Origin of the sequence: Streptococcus sp. 27098_8_73 (genome assembly GCF_041432495.1) — a bacterium.
Classification (GTDB): Bacteria; Bacillota; Bacilli; order Lactobacillales; family Streptococcaceae; genus Streptococcus.
Genome location: NZ_JAPVZT010000003.1, coordinates 75,017 through 93,751, shown reverse-complemented (window position 1 = coordinate 93,751; position 18,735 = coordinate 75,017). Strand labels below are relative to the sequence as shown.

At 43.8% G+C, this 18,735-nt stretch carries 14 protein-coding genes and 1 pseudogene; 13 read left to right on the top strand and 2 right to left on the bottom strand.

The features are described from left to right. Window positions 1–173: 173 nt before the first annotated feature. The 11 genes from pgk (at window position 174) to purH (ending at window position 14,243) form a co-directional block, all read left to right on the top strand. Window positions 174–1,373 carry a phosphoglycerate kinase gene (gene pgk / locus O3651_RS03070; RefSeq protein ID WP_371609537.1) on the top strand — a complete coding sequence of 400 codons (1,200 nt, stop codon included), beginning with the start codon at window positions 174–176 and terminating at the stop codon, window positions 1,371–1,373. 430 nt (window positions 1,374–1,803) lie between these two features. After that, a complete protein-coding gene (locus tag O3651_RS03065; protein ID WP_005591664.1) occupies window positions 1,804–2,328 on the top strand; it encodes an aromatic acid exporter family protein in 525 nt (174 codons plus the stop codon). 76 nt (window positions 2,329–2,404) lie between these two features. Beyond that, complete coding sequence (locus O3651_RS03060; RefSeq protein ID WP_005591665.1) at window positions 2,405–2,770, top strand: MerR family transcriptional regulator; 366 nt, start codon at window positions 2,405–2,407, stop codon at window positions 2,768–2,770. 30 nt (window positions 2,771–2,800) lie between these two features. Further along, complete coding sequence (gene glnA, locus O3651_RS03055; RefSeq protein WP_005591666.1) at window positions 2,801–4,147, top strand: type I glutamate--ammonia ligase; 1,347 nt, start codon at window positions 2,801–2,803, stop codon at window positions 4,145–4,147. Window positions 4,148–4,331: 184 nt separating this feature from the next. Beyond that, a complete protein-coding gene (purC, locus tag O3651_RS03050) occupies window positions 4,332–5,039 on the top strand; it encodes a phosphoribosylaminoimidazolesuccinocarboxamide synthase (protein ID WP_005591667.1) in 708 nt (235 codons plus the stop codon). 56 nt (window positions 5,040–5,095) lie between these two features. Further along, complete coding sequence (locus tag O3651_RS03045) at window positions 5,096–8,821, top strand: phosphoribosylformylglycinamidine synthase (RefSeq protein WP_371609536.1); 3,726 nt, start codon at window positions 5,096–5,098, stop codon at window positions 8,819–8,821. Between the two features lie 12 nt (window positions 8,822–8,833). After that, the gene (gene purF, locus O3651_RS03040; protein WP_371609535.1) at window positions 8,834–10,276 is read left to right on the top strand and encodes an amidophosphoribosyltransferase; all 1,443 of its coding nucleotides are present in this window, start codon (window positions 8,834–8,836) and stop codon (window positions 10,274–10,276) included. Window positions 10,277–10,315: 39 nt separating this feature from the next. Further along, window positions 10,316–11,338 (top strand): phosphoribosylformylglycinamidine cyclo-ligase, encoded by a 1,023-nt coding sequence (gene purM / locus O3651_RS03035; protein ID WP_371609534.1) that lies wholly within the window; start codon window positions 10,316–10,318, stop codon window positions 11,336–11,338. Beyond that, window positions 11,335–11,886, top strand: a complete 552-nt coding sequence (purN, locus tag O3651_RS03030; protein ID WP_371609533.1) for a phosphoribosylglycinamide formyltransferase — start codon at window positions 11,335–11,337, stop codon at window positions 11,884–11,886. The genes purM and purN overlap by 4 nt, the downstream gene beginning before the upstream one ends. A 60-nt stretch (window positions 11,887–11,946) precedes the next feature. Then, window positions 11,947–12,654 (top strand): suppressor of fused domain protein, encoded by a 708-nt coding sequence (locus O3651_RS03025; RefSeq protein WP_371609532.1) that lies wholly within the window; start codon window positions 11,947–11,949, stop codon window positions 12,652–12,654. Window positions 12,655–12,695: 41 nt separating this feature from the next. Next, entirely contained in the window at window positions 12,696–14,243 is a 1,548-nt protein-coding gene (purH, locus tag O3651_RS03020) for a bifunctional phosphoribosylaminoimidazolecarboxamide formyltransferase/IMP cyclohydrolase (RefSeq protein ID WP_371609531.1), read from the top strand. A 118-nt stretch (window positions 14,244–14,361) separates the two neighbouring features. Here the strand turns inward: purH and O3651_RS03015 are convergent, their stop codons facing one another. Next, window positions 14,362–14,661 (bottom strand): YbaB/EbfC family nucleoid-associated protein, encoded by a 300-nt coding sequence (locus O3651_RS03015; protein WP_015605798.1) that lies wholly within the window; start codon window positions 14,659–14,661, stop codon window positions 14,362–14,364. Between the two features lie 169 nt (window positions 14,662–14,830). On the opposite strand from O3651_RS03015, the pseudogene O3651_RS03010 reads away from it, so the two are divergent. Further along, window positions 14,831–15,251: pseudogene (locus O3651_RS03010) on the top strand (glycosyltransferase). A 36-nt stretch (window positions 15,252–15,287) separates the two neighbouring features. Here the strand turns inward: O3651_RS03010 and O3651_RS03005 are convergent. Beyond that, a complete protein-coding gene (locus O3651_RS03005; RefSeq protein WP_371609530.1) occupies window positions 15,288–17,579 on the bottom strand; it encodes a Xaa-Pro dipeptidyl-peptidase in 2,292 nt (763 codons plus the stop codon). 101 nt (window positions 17,580–17,680) lie between these two features. On the opposite strand from O3651_RS03005, the gene gla reads away from it, so the two are divergent. After that, window positions 17,681–18,577: an aquaglyceroporin Gla gene (gla, locus tag O3651_RS03000; protein WP_048764115.1), complete on the top strand. Its 897-nt coding sequence runs from the start codon at window positions 17,681–17,683 to the stop codon at window positions 18,575–18,577. Window positions 18,578–18,735: the final 158 nt, after the last annotated feature.

Sequence of the window (18,735 nt, the reverse complement as noted above, 5' to 3'; positions counted from 1 at the left end):
TTGGAAATCAACTCGTTCATCTAGCAGCACTAGCATTTATCAGAAAAATGAGAATCGTGTAGTCTTTCATCTATCTTTGATTGGAGAAAAGGAAAAGCCATGAATTTTTGCTATCACTTTTGTAGATTTTGTGATATAATTAACACGTATAAAAAAAGAAGGAGTCATATCTAATGGCAAAATTGACTGTTAAAGACGTTGAATTGAAAGGGAAAAAAGTTCTCGTTCGTGTTGATTTCAACGTTCCTGTAAAAGATGGCGTGATTACTAACGACAACCGTATCACTGCAGCACTTCCAACTATCAAGTACATCCTTGAACAAGGTGGACGTGCAATCCTCTTCTCTCACCTTGGACGTGTAAAAGAAGAAGCTGACAAAGAAGGTAAATCACTTGCTCCTGTAGCTGCTGATTTGGCTACTAAATTGGGTCAAGAAGTTAAATTTATCCCAGGCGTTACACGTGGTGCTGAATTGGAAGCAGCTGTTAACGCTCTTGAAGATGGACAAGTTCTCTTGGTTGAAAACACTCGTTTCGAAGATGTTGATGGCAAGAAAGAATCTAAAAATGATCCTGAACTTGGTAAATACTGGGCATCACTTGGAGATGGTATCTTCGTAAACGATGCATTCGGTACAGCTCACCGTGCACACGCATCTAATGTTGGTATCTCAGCAAACGTTGAAAAAGCTGTTGCTGGATTCCTTCTTGAAAACGAAATTGCCTACATCCAAGAAGCAGTTGAAGCTCCAGAACGCCCATTCGTAGCCATTCTTGGTGGTTCAAAAGTTTCAGACAAGATCGGTGTTATCGAAAACTTGCTTGAAAAAGCTGATAAAGTCCTTATCGGTGGTGGTATGACTTACACATTCTACAAAGCGCAAGGTATCGAAATCGGTAACTCACTTGTAGAAGAAGACAAATTGGATGTTGCTAAAGCTCTTCTTGAAAAAGCAAACGGCAAATTGATCTTACCAGTTGACTCAAAAGAAGCAAACGCATTTGCAGACTACACTGAAGTGAAAGATACTGAAGGTGAAGCAGTAGATCCAGGCTTCCTTGGTTTGGATATCGGTCCTAAATCTATCGCTAAATTTGACGAAGCCTTGACTGATGCGAAAACAGTTGTATGGAACGGACCAATGGGTGTGTTTGAAAACCCTGACTTCCAAGCTGGTACAATCGGTGTGATGGACGCTATCGTGAAACAACCAGGCGTGAAATCAATCATCGGTGGTGGTGACTCAGCTGCCGCAGCCATCAACCTTGGTCGTGCAGACAAGTTCTCATGGATTAGTACGGGCGGAGGCGCTTCTATGGAGCTTCTTGAAGGTAAAGTATTGCCAGGTTTGGCTGCACTTACAGAAAAATAATTTCAGCCCGTTAGTCTCTACAAAATCCTGATTTTGTAGAAAAAGGAACAAAACTGAAACGTTAACGAAAAGGTGGCTATGTCACCTTTTTGTGTAGTGGAGGTATTTGTGACGCGGTGGTGGTGCCTCAATGGAACTCCTTGAAGGTAAAGTTCTTCCAGGGCTTGCAGCTTTGACTGAAAAATAATCTTTGAAACGGAAAGAGTTGGGTAACCAACTCTTTTTCTTTTGTCCTTGTAGGCTTCTGAGGAAATGGATTTTTGGCTTCTATTTTCCTAATGAGTAATCAATAATGGGAAATATAGTTAGAAATACAGTAGAAGCTGGCTATGCATCCTTGTAGGATATAGACAATAAACTCGATGGACAGAGCCTTTTTGTTAGAAAATATGTTAGAATAAAGATAGTTTACTTTTAAAAAGGAAAAAGCATGAGCTATTTTAGTAAGTATAAATTCGATAAATCAAAATTTCGCTTGGGTATGAGGACGATGAAAACAGGGATAGCAGTCTTTATTGTCCTACTTATTTTTGGTATGTTTGGCTGGAAGGGGCTCCAAATTGGGGCTTTGACAGCGGTGTTTAGCCTTCGAGAAGATTTTGATAAAAGTGTTCATTTCGGAACTTCTCGTATTTTAGGAAATAGTGTCGGGGGCTTTTATGCCTTGCTATTCTATCTGTTGGGAAATTTATTGAACGGCCAATTTTGGGTGACCTTAGTATTTGTGCCAATCTGTACGATGCTGACGATCATGACCAATGTTGCTATGAACAATAAGGCTGGGGTGATTGGTGGTGTTTCAGCTATGCTGATTATCACTCTCTCCATTAGTCCGGAAGATACTATTTTATACGTTTTTGCTAGAGTTTTTGAAACCTTTATGGGGGTCTTTGTCGCAATAGTTGTAAATTCGGATGTGGATAGAATTAAGAATTTCTTTAAGTCTATAAATTAAAATGTGTAAGAAAATCTCACATTGATTGTTGACATACAAAAAAAATTAGTTATAATAGTGCATAGAGAGGAAAAAAATGAAGGAAAAAGAGTTTCGCCGAAATATGGCAGTCTTTCCCATAGGTAGCGTTATGAAGTTGACGGACTTATCTGCCCGTCAGATTCGATATTATGAGGAGCAAAACCTCATCACTCCCCTTCGGAATGAGGGCAATCGCCGAATGTATTCCCTGAATGATATGGACCGACTTTTGGAAATTAAGGATTATATTTCTGAAGGTTATAATATCGCTGCTATCAAAAAGAAATATGCTGAGCGTGAAGCTAAATCCCACAAAACGATTAGCGAAAAGGAAGTCCGTCGGGCTCTCCACAATGATATTTTACAGCAAGGTCGTTTTGGCTCTTCTCTGCCAACCTTTGGTCACATGCGTCGGCCATAAACTATTTTTTAAAACTATAAGGAGTTACCCATGCCCATTACAGCAGCTGATATTCGTCGCGAAGTAAAAGAAAAAAACGTCACTTTCATCCGTCTGATGTTCTCTGATATTTTGGGAACCATGAAAAACGTTGAAATTCCAGCAACGGATGAGCAGCTTGAAAAGGTCTTATCAAATAAGGCTATGTTTGACGGTTCGTCTATCGAGGGATTTGTTCGGATTAATGAATCTGATATGTATCTTTATCCTGATTTGGATACTTGGACAGTTTTTCCTTGGGGAGATGAAAATGGCAGTGTAGCAGGCTTGATCTGTGATGTTTATACGACAGAACATGTTCCCTTTGCAGGAGATCCTCGTAGTAACCTTAAGCGAGCTCTCAAACATATGGAAGCACTGGGCTTCAAGTCTTTCAATCTTGGTCCTGAGCCAGAATTTTTCCTTTTCAAATTGGATGAAAATGGTGATCCGACACTGGAAGTGAATGACAAGGGTGGCTATTTTGACTTGGCGCCGACGGACTTGGCAGACAATACTCGTCGGGAAATCGTCAATGTCCTGACCAAGATGGGCTTTGAAGTAGAAGCTAGCCACCACGAGGTGGCAGTCGGTCAGCACGAGATTGACTTTAAGTATGATGAAGTGCTTCGCGCTTGTGATAAGATTCAGATTTTCAAGTTGGTGGTGAAAACCATCGCTCGTAAGCACGGTCTCTATGCGACTTTCATGGCTAAGCCCAAGTTTGGTATTGCTGGTTCTGGTATGCACTGCAATATGTCCCTCTTTGACCAAGATGGAAATAATGCGTTTTATGATCCAGAGGATCCAAAAGGAATGCAGTTGTCTGAGACAGCCTATTATTTCTTGGGCGGTTTGATTAAGCATGCCTATAACTATACAGCTATCATGAATCCGACGGTCAACTCTTATAAACGTTTGGTGCCTGGCTTTGAAGCGCCAGTTTACATCGCTTGGGCTGGGCAAAATCGCTCACCTTTGGTTCGAGTACCGGCATCGCGCGGCATGGGAACTCGCTTGGAGTTGCGTTCAGTAGACCCTATGGCTAATCCTTATATCGCTATGGCAGTGCTCCTAGAAGTGGGACTGCATGGAGTGGAAAATAAAATCGAAGCGCCAGCTCCAATCGAGGAAAATATCTATGTGATGACAGCTGAAGAGCGTAAGGAAGCCGGTATTACTGATCTGCCATCTACCCTCCACAATGCCCTTAAGGCTTTAACTGAAGATGAGGTCGTCAAGGCAGCTTTGGGTAACCATATTTACACTAGCTTTGTTGAAGCCAAACGTATTGAATGGGCTAGCTATGCAACCTTCGTTTCCCAATGGGAAATCGATAATTATTTGGACTTATATTAATGAATTCTAGAACAGGGCTTGAAAAAGTCCTGTTTTTGTATGGAAACAAGATATTTTCAGTTTTTAAATGTTGTATTTCCAATCTTTTTCATGTTTTTTAGTCTGCAATGTACGGGGAATACTTGTAAAATATATTTAAAAGTGATAAACTTAAAGCATAAAAGCACGAAAGGCGAATAATAAAATGTCAAACAAGTTGTTATATTCGGGAAAAGCAAAGGATATTTTTGCGACAGAAGATGAGCAGGTGATTTTGTCCCGCTACAAGGATCAGGCGACTGCTTTTAACGGTGTCAAGAAGGAGCAGATTGCGGGCAAGGGAGTGTTAAATAATCAGATTTCAGCCTTTATCTTTGAAAAGTTGAACGCTGCCGGTGTAGCAACGCATTTTATCGAGAAAATCTCAGATACAGATCAGCTCAATAAAAAAGTTGATATCATTCCTTTGGAAGTTGTGCTCCGCAACTATACAGCTGGTTCCTTTTCAAAACGTTTCGGTGTGGAAGAAGGAATCGAGCTGGAAGAGCCGATCGTTGAATTTTACTATAAAAATGATGATTTGGATGATCCCTTTATCAATGATGAGCATGTGAAATTCCTTAAAATTGCGGATGACCAGCAGATTGCTTACTTGAAGGAAGAAACGCGTCGTATCAATGAGCTCTTGAAAGCCTGGTTTGCTGAGATTGGCCTCAAATTGATTGACTTTAAGCTAGAGTTCGGTTTTGACAAGGATGGCAAGATTATCTTGGCAGACGAATTTTCACCAGACAACTGCCGCTTGTGGGATGCGGATGGCAACCACATGGACAAGGATGTTTTCCGTCGTGGCTTAGGTGAATTAACAGATGTTTACGAAGTTGTTTGGGAAAAGTTGCAGGAATTGAAATAACAACCTAAAGGCTGTTTGGGAATATTGCAAGAGCTGAAATAAAGGAATAAGAATTGATGGATAAACGTATTTTTGTTGAAAAAAAAGCTGATTTTCAGGTCAAATCAGAGAGTTTGGTAAGAGAGCTCCAGCATAATTTGGGATTATCAACCTTGAAAAGTATTCGTATCGTGCAGGTTTATGATGTCTTTGATTTGGCAGAGGACTTGTTTGCGCCTGCAGAGAAGCACATCTTCTCTGAGCAGGTGACAGACCATGTCTTGGACGAAGCAGCTGTGCAAGCGGATCTTGCTAACTATGCTTTCTTTGCTATTGAAAGCCTGCCAGGGCAGTTTGACCAACGTGCAGCTTCCTCTCAAGAAGCCTTGCTTTTGCTGGGAAGTTCGAGTGATGTGACAGTCAACACGGCTCAACTTTACCTGGTCAATAAAGATATTGATGCAATTGAGTTGGAAGCGGTCAAGAACTACTTGCTCAATCCAGTTGATTCTCGTTTCAAGGACATCACGACAGGGATTGCCAAGCAGGAATTTTCAGAGTCAGACAAGACCATTCCGAAATTGACTTTCTTTGAAAGCTATACGGCAGAAGACTTTGCTCGCTACAAGGCCGAACAAGGCATGGCCATGGAAGTGGATGATTTGCTCTTTATCCAAGATTACTTCAAGTCAATCGGGCGTGTGCCAACTGAGACGGAACTCAAGGTTTTGGACACTTATTGGTCTGACCACTGCCGTCACACGACTTTTGAGACAGAGTTGAAACACATTGATTTCTCAGCTTCTAAATTCCAAAAGCAATTGCAGGCGACTTATGAAAAGTATATTGCCATGCGTGATGAACTAGGCCGGTCTGAAAAACCTCAAACCTTGATGGATATGGCGACTATTTTTGGTCGTTATGAGCGTGCTAATGGGCGTTTGGACGATATGGAAGTGTCTGACGAAATCAATGCTTGCTCAGTTGAAATTGAAGTGGATGTTGATGGTGTGAAAGAGCCGTGGCTTCTTATGTTCAAAAACGAAACCCACAACCACCCAACGGAAATTGAGCCATTTGGTGGCGCGGCTACTTGTATTGGTGGCGCCATTCGTGACCCGTTGTCAGGCCGATCATACGTTTACCAAGCCATGCGTATCTCAGGTGCTGGTGACATTACAGCACCGATTTCGGAAACGCGTGCTGGTAAATTGCCACAACAAGTCATTTCTAAGACAGCGGCTCATGGTTATTCTTCATATGGGAATCAAATTGGTCTGGCGACGACTTACGTTCGTGAGTATTTCCACCCAGGCTTTGTAGCCAAACGCATGGAGCTTGGTGCCGTTGTCGGTGCGGCTCCCAAGGGCAACGTTGTCCGTGAAAAACCGGAAGCGGGCGATGTGATTATCCTCCTTGGTGGTAAGACTGGCCGTGATGGTGTTGGTGGTGCGACAGGGTCTTCTAAGGTTCAAACAGTTGAGTCTGTAGAGACTGCTGGAGCTGAGGTTCAAAAAGGGAATGCCATCGAAGAACGCAAGATTCAACGTCTTTTCCGTAATGGCGATGTCACTCGTCTTATCAAGAAGTCTAATGACTTTGGAGCAGGTGGTGTCTGTGTGGCCATTGGTGAATTGGCAGATGGTCTTGAAATCGACCTCAACAAGGTTCCTCTTAAATACCAAGGATTGAACGGTACAGAAATTGCTATCTCTGAATCTCAAGAACGGATGGCTGTGGTGGTTCGTCCTGAGGATGTAGATGCCTTCATTGCGGAATGTAACAAAGAGAATATTGATGCTGTTGTGGTTGCGACAGTGACTGAAAAACCAAATCTAGTCATGCACTGGAATGGTGAGACAATCGTGGACTTGGAGCGTCGTTTCCTTGATACCAACGGTGTGCGTGTGGTTGTCGATGCTGAGGTAGTGGACAAGGATGTCAAACTTCCAGAAGAGCGCAAGACAAGTGCTGAAACCCTCGAAGCAGATACTCTTGCGGTTCTATCTGACTTGAACCATGCAAGTCAAAAAGGTTTGCAGACCATTTTTGATAGTTCAGTTGGTCGTTCTACGGTCAATCACCCGCTTGGCGGTCGCTACCAACTCACACCAACTGAAGCTTCTGTTCAGAAATTGCCAGTTCAGCACGGTGTAACTCACACTGCGTCAGTCATGGCTCAAGGATTCAATCCATATGTGGCAGAATGGTCTCCATACCATGGTGCTGCTTATGCGGTTATCGAAGCGACTGCTCGTTTGGTAGCTGCTGGTGCCAACTGGTCCAAGGCTCGTTTCTCTTACCAAGAGTATTTCGAGCGTATGGACAAACAGGCAGAGCGTTTTGGTCAGCCAGTAGCAGCTCTCCTAGGCTCTATCGAAGCACAAATCCAACTTGGCTTGCCATCGATCGGTGGGAAGGACTCTATGTCTGGTACCTTTGAAGAATTGACCGTACCACCAACCTTGGTCGCCTTTGGGGTGACAACAGCAGATAGCCGTAAGGTGCTCTCTCCTGAGTTCAAAGCTGCGGGTGAAAATATCTATTACATCCCAGGTCCAGCCCTCTCTGCAGAGATTGATTTTGACTTGATTAAGCAAAACTTTGCTCAGTTTGAAGCTATTCAAAAGGCACACAAAGTGACGGCGGCTTCAGCTGTTAAATATGGTGGTGTCCTTGAAAGCTTGGCTCTTGCTACCTTTGGAAATCATATCGGTGCAGAGGTGACCTTGCTTGAACTTGAAACAGCCTTGACAGCTCAATTAGGCGGATTTGTCTTCACATCTCCTCAAGAAATCGCTGGAGTGGAGAAGATTGGACAAACAAGCGCAGACTTTGCTCTCCTTGTCAACGGCGTGAAGCTAGATGGACACAAGCTTGACAGTGCTTTCCAAGGAAAACTGGAAGAAGTCTATCCAACTGAATTTGCACAAGCCAAAGAATTGGCAGAAGTGCCAGCTGTCGCTTCTAAGGCAGTCATCAAAGCCAAGGAAACCATTGAAAAACCTGTGGTTTACATCCCAGTCTTCCCAGGAACCAACTCAGAATATGACTCAGCCAAGGCCTTTGAAAAAGAAGGTGCAGAGGTTAACTTGGTGCCATTTGTGACCTTGAATGAAGAGGCCATTGTCAATTCAGTTGAAACCATGGTTGACAATATTGGCAAGGCTAACATCCTCTTCTTTGCAGGTGGCTTCTCAGCTGCGGATGAGCCGGATGGATCAGCCAAGTTTATTGTCAATATCCTTCTTAATGAAAAAGTGCGTGCAGCCATTGATAGCTTTATCGCTCGTGGTGGCTTAATTATTGGTATCTGTAATGGATTCCAGGCCTTGGTCAAATCAGGTCTTCTTCCATACGGGAACTTCGAGGATGCCAATAGTGCTAGTCCAACCCTTTTCTACAATGATGCCAACCAACACGTGGCCAAGATGGTGGAAACGCGAATTGCCAATACCAACTCGCCATGGTTGGCTGGAGTGCAAGTGGGTGATATCCATGCTATTCCTGTTTCGCACGGTGAAGGGAAGTTTGTTGTGACGGCTGAGGAATTTGCGGAGCTCCGTGATAATGGACAAATCTTTAGCCAATACGTTGACTTTGACGGCAAACCAAGCATGGACTCTAAGTACAATCCGAATGGTTCTGTTAATGCCATCGAAGGAATTACTAGCAAGAACGGTCAAATTATCGGTAAAATGGGACACTCAGAACGTTATGAAGACGGTCTCTTCCAAAATATTCCAGGAAATAAAGACCAGCACCTGTTCGCGTCAGCTGTGCGTTATTTCACAGGGAAATAAAAGGTATAAAAAATGACATACGAAGTAAAATCTCTTAATGAAGAATGTGGTGTTTTCGGTATTTGGGGACATCCAGATGCTGCTAAAATGACCTATTTTGGGCTCCACAGTCTTCAGCACCGTGGTCAGGAGGGGGCAGGGATCCTCTCCAATGATCAGGGGCAATTGAAACGCCATCGTGATATGGGGCTTCTATCAGAAGTTTTCAAAAATCCTACCAAATTGGACAAACTGACAGGAACTGCTGCCATCGGTCATGTGCGCTATGCGACCGCAGGAGAGGCTTCTGTAGATAACATCCAGCCTTTCATTTTTCGCTTTCATGATATGCAATTTGGACTTGCCCATAATGGCAATCTGACCAATGCCGAATCACTCAAGAAAGAATTGGAACAAAGAGGTGCTATTTTCAGTTCAACTTCCGATTCAGAAATCTTGGCTCATCTCATTCGTCGGAGTCACAATCCGAACTTGATGGGCAAAATAAAGGAGGCGCTCAGTCTTGTCAAAGGTGGCTTTGCTTATATCTTGCTGTTTGAGGACAAGTTGATTGCAGCCCTTGATCCTAATGGCTTCCGTCCGCTTTCTATTGGGAAAATGGCCAACGGAGCGGTGGTTGTTTCCTCTGAAACCTGTGCTTTTGAAGTCATTGGTGCCGAGTGGATTCGTGATGTGAAACCAGGAGAGATTGTAATCGTGGATGACAATGGGATTCAGTACGATAGCTATACGAATGATACCCAGTTGGCGATTTGCTCTATGGAGTATATCTACTTTGCCCGTCCTGACTCTAATATCCATGGTGTCAACGTCCATACAGCTCGCAAACGTATGGGGGCTCAATTAGCGCGTGAATTCAAGCATGAAGCAGATATCGTGGTTGGTGTGCCTAATTCCTCACTCAGCGCAGCTATGGGGTTTGCGGAAGAATCTGGTCTGCCAAATGAAATGGGGCTGATTAAAAATCAATACACGCAACGCACCTTTATCCAACCGACTCAAGAATTGAGAGAGCAAGGGGTGCGGATGAAACTGTCTGCTGTTTCAGGCGTTGTCAAAGGTAAACGTGTGGTCATGATTGATGATTCCATTGTTCGCGGGACAACTTCTCGCCGTATCGTTCAGCTTTTGAAAGAAGCAGGTGCGTCCGAGGTTCACGTTGCTATTGGAAGTCCTGCGCTAGCTTATCCATGTTTCTACGGGATTGATATTCAGACGCGTCAGGAGCTGATTGCTGCCAATCATACGGTCGAAGAAACACGCCAAATCATTGGTGCAGATAGCCTGACCTATCTTTCGATTGATGGCTTGATTAACTCTATAGGCATCGAAACAGATGCGCCAAATGGCGGTCTCTGTGTCGCTTACTTTGACGGCGACTACCCAACTCCTCTCTACGACTATGAAGAAGACTATCGTAGAAGTTTGGATGAGAAGACCAGTTTTTACAAATAGGCGGATGACGATTCTTCATTAAAGAAAAGGAATAAACAAATGACAAATAAGAATGCTTATGCCCAATCGGGTGTGGATGTTGAAGCGGGTTATGAAGTTGTTGAACGAATCAAAAAGCATGTGGCACGTACGGAACGTGCAGGTGTCATGGGAGCTCTAGGTGGCTTTGGTGGCATGTTTGACCTTTCAAAAACAGGTGTCAAAGAGCCCGTCTTGATCTCAGGGACTGATGGTGTCGGAACCAAGCTCATGCTGGCTATCAAGTACGACAAGCACGATACCATCGGTCAGGACTGTGTGGCCATGTGTGTTAATGACATCATCGCTGCAGGTGCGGAGCCTCTTTACTTCCTTGACTACGTTGCGACTGGTAAGAATGAACCAGCTAAGTTAGAACAAGTGGTTGCTGGTGTGGCAGAAGGTTGTGTGCAGGCAGGCGCTGCTCTCATCGGTGGGGAAACGGCTGAAATGCCTGGTATGTATGGCGCAGATGACTACGATCTGGCTGGTTTTGCAGTCGGTGTGGCTGAAAAATCTCAAATCATTGACGGCTCAAAGGTGGCAGAAGGAGATGTTCTTCTCGGACTTGCTTCGAGTGGCATTCACTCCAATGGTTACTCACTCGTGCGTCGTGTCTTTGCAGACTACACAGGTGAAGAGGTCTTGCCAGAATTGGAAGGCAAGAAACTCAAGGAAGTCCTTCTTGAGCCGACTCGTATCTATGTCAAGGCTGTCTTACCACTCATCAAGGAAGGGTTGGTCAACGGTATTGCTCACATTACAGGTGGTGGCTTTATTGAGAATGTTCCTCGTATGTTTGCAGCTGACTTGGCTGCTGAGATTGAAGAAAGCAAAGTTCCAGTGCTTCCGATTTTTAAAGCCCTTGAAAAATACGGTCAGATCAAGCATGAAGAAATGTTTGAAATCTTCAATATGGGTGTGGGACTCATGCTGGCAGTCAAACCTGAAAATGTAGGCCGTATCAAGGAATTGATGGATGAACCAGTCTATGAAATTGGTCGCATCGTCAAGAAAGAAAACGAAAGTGTCATCATCAAATGAAAAAAATAGCGGTTTTTGCCTCTGGTAACGGCTCAAATTTTCAGGTGATTGCGGAAGAATTTCCAGTGGAGTTTGCCTTTTCAGACCATCGTGACGCCTATGTGCTAGAGCGTGCAGAAAAGCTCGGCGTCCTGTCCTATGCTTTTGAACTCAAGGAGTTTGAGAACAAGGCAGACTACGAAGCAGCCCTCGTCGAGCTTTTGGAAGAACACCAGATTGACTTGGTTTGCCTCGCCGGCTACATGAAAATCGTTGGGCCAACCTTATTGGAGGCTTATGAAGATCGAATCATCAACATTCATCCAGCCTACCTGCCAGAATTTCCAGGTGCTCATGGGATTGAGGATGCTTGGAATGCTGGTGTCGCTGAGAGTGGCGTGACCATTCACTGGGTGGACTCTGGTGTGGATACAGGCAAGGTTATCAAACAGGTGCGCGTGACACGTTTGGCTGATGATACCATCGAAAACTTTGAAGCCCGCATTCATGAAGCAGAGTACAAGCTGTATCCAGAGGTTCTGGATAGCTTGGGAGTTGCACGAAAATAAGAAGGAAATCATAGCTGATTTTGTGGCAAGGATTAAAAGTCATCTGCTAAGGAGAAATTTATGGGGTTGTTTGATTTTTTTAAGAAGAAATCTTCTGATGAAGAGAAGTCAACTAAAGATGAAGACAAGATTGTTATTAAAGTTGAAAATACAGATGATAGCGCTCCAGGATGGGAAGCGATTGAGGCAGAATTTAATCGTTTATACCCTGATCAGCCCAGTCCTCTTCATTATGGAACAGTTATCAAGTATATGCTAGGCGGTCCAGATCCACTTGATGGCATCAGTATTTACGATGCAGGAGATTTTTGGCATTTTGTGAGTTATGGTTTGTCAGAATTATATATCAAAGAAAGTGAAGATTCTGAATACAGTGGTTATGGGATTGAATTAACGTTTAAGTTAAAGAAATCAAATAATGACGAAGAAGAAATTAAAAATGGCTGTGGTTTGCTACAGTATGTGGCAAGATATATTTTTAAAACGGGTAAAGTGGTTTTGCCAGAAGAATACATCTATACCAAGCAAACGGTAGGAATTGATGCCCAACAGAAATCTAATTTGACAGGGTTCTTGACTGCTGCTGATGATTTAGCCAAGACTCTAGATACTCCGCATGGAAAAGTGGAATTTATAACCTTAATTGGTGCGACAGACGCCGAACTGCGAAGTATTTATGAAAGTGAGACAAGTAAGCTGGAGGTTAGGAAATTGTTGCAAGAACTTGGAGATCAGCTTACAGACTATGATCGCCAGTCTTTAGTTTAAATGATGTGAAAGCACCTCTTGATACAATGAAAGGAAAAAACATGACTAAACGCGCCTTAATCAGCGTCTCAGACAAAGCGGGCATTGTTGAATTTGCCCAAGAACTCAAAAAACTCGGTTGGGATATTATCTCGACAGGTGGGACAAAGGTTGCCCTTGATAATGCTGGGGTGGAGACCATTGCGATCGATGATGTGACTGGTTTCCCAGAAATGATGGACGGTCGTGTTAAGACTCTCCACCCAAATATCCACGGTGGTCTCCTCGCTCGTCGTGACCTCGATAGTCACCTAGAGGCTGCTAAGGACAATAAGATCGAATTGATTGACCTTGTTGTGGTAAACCTTTACCCTTTTAAAGAAACCATCCTTAAACCAGATGTGACTTACGCGGATGCGGTGGAGAACATTGATATTGGTGGTCCATCTATGCTTCGTTCAGCAGCGAAAAACCACGCTAGCGTCACGGTTGTGGTAGACCCTGCTGACTACGCTGTTGTGCTTGACGAATTGGCAGTCAACGGCGAAACAAGTTATGAAACTCGCCAACGTTTAGCAGCTAAGGTTTTCCGTCACACAGCGGCTTATGATGCCTTGATCGCAGAATACTTCACAGCGCAAGTGGGTGAAGCAAAGCCTGAAAAACTAACCTTGACTTATGATCTCAAGCAAGCTATGCGCTATGGGGAAAATCCTCAACAGGATGCGGATTTCTATCAAAAAGCTTTGCCGACTGACTATTCGATTGCATCAGCGAAACAACTCAACGGTAAAGAATTGTCCTTTAATAATATCCGCGATGCGGATGCAGCTATCCGCATTATCCGTGATTTCAAAGATCGTCCAACCGTTGTAGCATTGAAACATATGAATCCATGTGGAATTGGTCAAGCTGACGACATCGAGACTGCTTGGGATTACGCTTATGAGTCTGATCCAGTATCAATTTTTGGTGGGATTGTCGTTCTCAACCGTGAGGTGGATGCTGAAACAGCTGAGAAGATGCACGGCGTTTTCCTTGAAATCATCATCGCACCGAGCTATACAGATGAAGCACTAGCCATTTTGACCAACAAAAAGAAAAACTTGCGTATCCTTGCCTTGCCATTCGACGCTCAAGAGGCCAGTGAAGTGGAAGCTGAGTACACAGGCGTGGTCGGTGGACTCCTCGTGCAAAACCAAGACGTGGTCAAAGAGAGCCCAGCTGACTGGCAAGTGGTGACCAAACGCCAGCCAACCGAGACAGAAGCAACTGCTCTTGAATTTGCTTGGAAGGCTATCAAGTACGTCAAATCAAACGGGATCATCGTGACCAATGACCACATGACACTTGGTGTTGGCCCAGGACAAACCAACCGTGTGGCCTCTGTTCGTATTGCGATTGAACAAGCTAAAGACCGTCTTGACGGCGCCGTCCTTGCTTCTGATGCCTTCTTCCCATTTGCGGATAACGTGGAAGAAATCGCCAAAGCAGGAATTAAGGCCATCATCCAACCTGGAGGCTCAGTCCGTGACCAAGAATCCATCGAAGCAGCGGACAAATATGGCTTGACCATGGTCTTCACAGGCGTGAGACATTTTAGACATTAAGGAGATTTATATTGGAGAAAATGGTTAGGTGTTTTCTCCATTTTTTGCGCAAAAAAAACTCCCAAAAGAATGAATATATCATCTTTTGGGAGTTGATGTTTAAAAGGGCTTAACAGAATTAGAAAGAAAGTCCACTTTGGAAAGCGCTGAGTTTTTGCTTAGCTACTTCGTTGATTTGATCGATAGCAGCATTGATAGCTTGGCTAGTCAGATCAGATAGAGTTTCCATATCTTCTGGGTCTACGATAGCAGGCTGAAAGTCAATTTTGACAACCTTTTTATCACCAGTAAGAGTTGCTACAACTAAATCTTGGCTAGATTTTCCAACAAATTCAGTTGCGGCTAATTCTGCTTGAGCAATGTCCATTTCTTTTTTAAGTTTTTGGGCTTGCTTCATCATGTTTTGCATATTCATCATAAGATTTTCTTTCCTTTCTCTCGCAAGGGCTGAGCCCCTTAGTAATCTTCACTCTTCAATTATATCATTTTTTAGAAAAGTGGCAAGAAGAACATTTCTAGAAGGTTTGACAAAGATTTAGCCTTTATAGTAGAATGGTCATGAATCTATATCCCAAGGAGAAGATAACTTGAAAAATAAGAAGATAAAAGCTTTGCTGTTGGTGGTGCTCTCATCCCTCTTCATCCTAATCGGCTGTAGTGGTAGCCCTAAAATTCAGGGGAAATGGAATGTTCAGGATGTTAGAGGAGAACAAACGACCATTGAAATAAAAGAGAAAACCATCATTATCAACGAAGAAGAGTATAAGTATACTCAAAATGCTGTTGGTTTTAAAAATGGGGTGAGTTATTATGGCTTGACTCGGAAAGATAATGGCAAATTATTTTCTATCGTCTTTCCTGAGAAAGATAAAAATGTTGCTATTATGCTAATTCCTGATTCCTGATTCAGACGAGGATTATCTCACAGGCAGTATGCTCTTTGCTATGAACCGCAAGGAAAAGCCAGATTATAAAAAATATGCAGAAAAATATTTTAATCTACAATAAAAGAAAAAGGCGCTGAATTTCAGCGTCTTTTAGGTTTTATGACAGTGATGCCATGATCGGCAAGTCTAGACTAGACTGCCCTAGATCTACCGTCAGCTCATAGTCTGTCTTATCACGGACGGTGTGCTCAAAGTCAGTGGTGTAGAGGACGAGGCGTAGTTGGTCGCCTTTTTTCATCTTGTAGATAGTTGGTTGCAGTTCAAAGCTACATTCCATCCATTGGCCAGGAATGACTTCTTCGACCGTCAGCAAATCTGTCCGATTTTGCAGGTTGAGGAAGCCTTTGGTGATGACACGGTGTGGCGTTTCGGCAAAAGGCAACTCAACTAGATTGTCCAGCATATAGTAGCGGCCATTGTCCATGACTCGAGGCTCAAGCGGTGTCGGAATTGGAGTGAGGCGTTTGGCTGGTCCAAAGTCCAGTAGCTGGGCAGAAATCAGCCCCTTATCGGTGCTGGATTTAAGGCGCAGTTTGAGCTGGGTGGCTCCGTTGAGGAAGAGGTCGTCTTCCAAAGTCCAATCCAGAGTAATCTGGTTGACCTTACCGTCAAAAAGTTCGTTTTTAAAGCTTTGGTAGTTTTTGGCAAAACGATTGTAGTCTTCTTCTGAATACTGGTTTTGAATCTCTTGAGTGCCTTTACCTAGATGGAAATGAGCGTAGTGCTCTTGTCCACCAAAGTCTTCCAGAGTTAGCCAATTTTGAGCTTGGCTGTTGTCCTGCCAGATGACTGGTGGTAGTTCAAAGTCTGAAGCATGGCCCAGCAGTTTCTTGCTGAGAAGGGCATTCATGGCTTCGCGGAAGTCGATGGACTGCCAGTTGTTCATGTAAACATGGGCACCATTGTGGAAGAAGAGGTGCTTTTTGATGTGAGCTGGCAGAGCTCGGAACATATTATAGACATGGAAGGACTTGACATTCCAGTCTTGAGATCCATGGGTGAAGACGACTTCGGCCTTGACCTTATCTGCATGGAGTAGGTAGTTGCGGTCATGCCAAAATTGATTGTAATCTCCGGTTTGCCTGTCTAGGTCTTTGCGCTGTTGCTCCAGGCTTTGCTGATAAGCATCATTATGACGCAGGTAGTCACCAGCCCTCAGATTGCGGGAATAGGTCAGTTCAGTCAGGGATTCAAAGTCTTCTCCTGGGTAGCCGCCTGGACTTGTGACGAGGCCATTTTCGCGGTAGTAGTTGTACCAAGAAGAAATCCCAGCTTCGGCGATGATGACTTCCAATCCATCTACACCAGTTGTCGCCAATCCATTGGACATGGTGCCCAGATAGGAAATGCCTGTCGTAGCTACTTTTCCGTTGGACCAAGTGGCCTTGATTTCCCGCTGGCGGGTGTGGTCGGTGAAGGCTCTGCAGCGGCCGTTGAGCCAGTCGATGACATTCTTGTAGGCCTCGATCTGCTGATAGTCGCCGCTGGTCATTAGGCCCTGAGAATCTTTAGTTCCTACGCCAGACATGTAGAGATTAGCAAAGCCGCGGGGCAGCAAGTAGTCATTGAGCGTGTAAGTGCCGATATGACCCAATTTTTCCTCGGCTTCAGAGACTTCTTGGGCAGGGACTGGCGAATCCAGCTGGAGCAATTTGAGCTCAGGATCTTGTACTGTGATTTGATGTGGCTCTTTTTTTACTAAGTCCACATTCATATTATGGAGAGCCTTATCGCTGGCAGGGTCGTTGGTTCCCTGATGATAAGGAGAAGCGGTCATGACCGCGGGGATTTGCCCTTGGTAACGAGGACGGATAATGCTGACTTTGACCAGATCTGGCAGGCCATCTCCATCAGTATCAACTCGGCTTTCCACATAAACCACCTCGCGGATGGCATCGTAGCTGGTAAAAGTTGCCAAGCTCTTGCCATTGAAGTAGTGGTAGGTATTGTCCTCAGGAATCAAACCCTCGCTGACTAGCTTATCAACTAAGAGGTTACCATTTTTTGTCCGAGTGTTGAGCAGCTGGTAGAGGTTTTCTAGCAGATCGCCGTAAACGATAGGGAAGTTACTTTCTGTTCGGAATTTCTCAAGATCGGTGAAATCAACAAAAGGTACAAAGTCTAAGAGCTGAAAGGCAGTCATATAGAAGACCTCAGCTGTCAGTTCGCGGTCTGACTCGAAGAAGGTCAACAAGTCAGTTTCGCTATCAGCGGCCCAAGCTCGAAGCAAGTAGTCAGTATCCTGATAGAGAAAGAAACAGCGTCGTAGAAAGTTTTGGAGATTGTCTTTGTCAGAAAGGTGCGGCTCATAGATGAAGCCCAACTCGGCTAATTCTTGGCGCATAGTGTCTGGATTTGTCTTGCTATAACTATACTGATTGAAGCGCATATTTTTCCCTCTTTTTCTGGTTTTTATTAAAATGACCTTTACATTATCCATTATACTTGATAAAATATAGATTGTCTAAAAAATTTTAAAGGAGAAATTAGATGGATTTCAGTTGGGCTATTAAATATGCCACGGAATTTTTAGGGACAGCTATCCTTATTATTTTGGGGAATGGTGCTGTTGCCAATGTTGAATTAAAAGGAACTAAAGGTCATCAAAGTGGCTGGTTGGTCATTGCTGTTGGTTACGGTATGGGGGTTATGATTCCAGCTTTGATGTTTGGAAATACCTCAGGTAACCACATCAACCCTGCCTTCACTTTAGCACTTGCGATTAGTGGTTACTTCCCATGGGCGCATGTAGCACCTTACATTCTTGCTCAAGTTTTGGGTGCTATCTTCGGACAGGCTTTGGTCGTAGCGACACACCGCCCTTACTACTTGAAAACAGAAAATCCAAACAATATCTTGGGTACTTTCTCAACCATTTCAAGTCTAGATCACGGAACACCTGAATCTCGTAAAGCAGCAACAATCAATGGTTTTATCAATGAGTTTGTTGGTTCCTTTGTTCTTTTCTTTGCAGCGATGGGCATGACTAAACTTCACTTCGGTGCGGAATTGAAGGTTCTTATCGAGAAGAATGTACAACAACAAGCTCTTCAAGCAGCTCAAGCAGGTCAAAAAGTAGCAGAATCAGATGTTCAAAGTCTTATTCACAATACATTTGCACAAGCAACAAATGGTTCATCTGCTGTCGCTCACTTGGCACTTGGTTTCCTTGTCATGGCTTTGGTAACTTCACTTGGAGGTCCTACTGGACCAGGTCTTAACCCAGCCCGTGACCTCGGACCTCGTATCTTGCACTTTATCTTGCCAAAATCAATCCTTGGTGAACACAAGGGCGATTCAAAATGGTGGTATTCTTGGGTACCGGTTGTGGCACCAATTGCGGCTGGTATTGCAGCAGTAGCTTTGTTTAAAGCGATTTACGGATAATATCTATCGAAAGACTGAGAGAAATCTCGGTCTTTTTTTGTTGGCTTCTGACTAATAGAAAAATGCGATTTGCTTTATATTTTTGGTCTGTTAGATTAGGATAGTGGAAATGTTCTGAAAATTGTTGGTTTGCGCATAATTTCTTGTCAAAAAAATGA

Excerpts from the sequence above, each read along its gene's own strand:
- pgk (WP_371609537.1), top strand. The coding sequence starts at position 174 with ATGGCAAAATTGACTGTTAAAGACGTTGAATTGAAAGGGAAAAAAGTT.
- O3651_RS03065 (WP_005591664.1), top strand. The coding sequence starts at position 1,804 with ATGAGCTATTTTAGTAAGTATAAATTCGATAAATCAAAATTTCGCTTG.
- O3651_RS03060 (WP_005591665.1), top strand. The coding sequence starts at position 2,405 with ATGAAGGAAAAAGAGTTTCGCCGAAATATGGCAGTCTTTCCCATAGGT.
- glnA (WP_005591666.1), top strand. The coding sequence starts at position 2,801 with ATGCCCATTACAGCAGCTGATATTCGTCGCGAAGTAAAAGAAAAAAAC.
- purC (WP_005591667.1), top strand. The coding sequence starts at position 4,332 with ATGTCAAACAAGTTGTTATATTCGGGAAAAGCAAAGGATATTTTTGCG.
- O3651_RS03045 (WP_371609536.1), top strand. The coding sequence starts at position 5,096 with ATGGATAAACGTATTTTTGTTGAAAAAAAAGCTGATTTTCAGGTCAAA.
- purF (WP_371609535.1), top strand. The coding sequence starts at position 8,834 with ATGACATACGAAGTAAAATCTCTTAATGAAGAATGTGGTGTTTTCGGT.
- purM (WP_371609534.1), top strand. The coding sequence starts at position 10,316 with ATGACAAATAAGAATGCTTATGCCCAATCGGGTGTGGATGTTGAAGCG.
- purN (WP_371609533.1), top strand. The coding sequence starts at position 11,335 with ATGAAAAAAATAGCGGTTTTTGCCTCTGGTAACGGCTCAAATTTTCAG.
- O3651_RS03025 (WP_371609532.1), top strand. The coding sequence starts at position 11,947 with ATGGGGTTGTTTGATTTTTTTAAGAAGAAATCTTCTGATGAAGAGAAG.
- purH (WP_371609531.1), top strand. The coding sequence starts at position 12,696 with ATGACTAAACGCGCCTTAATCAGCGTCTCAGACAAAGCGGGCATTGTT.
- O3651_RS03015 (WP_015605798.1), bottom strand. The coding sequence starts at position 14,661 with ATGATGAATATGCAAAACATGATGAAGCAAGCCCAAAAACTTAAAAAA.
- O3651_RS03005 (WP_371609530.1), bottom strand. The coding sequence starts at position 17,579 with ATGCGCTTCAATCAGTATAGTTATAGCAAGACAAATCCAGACACTATG.
- gla (WP_048764115.1), top strand. The coding sequence starts at position 17,681 with ATGGATTTCAGTTGGGCTATTAAATATGCCACGGAATTTTTAGGGACA.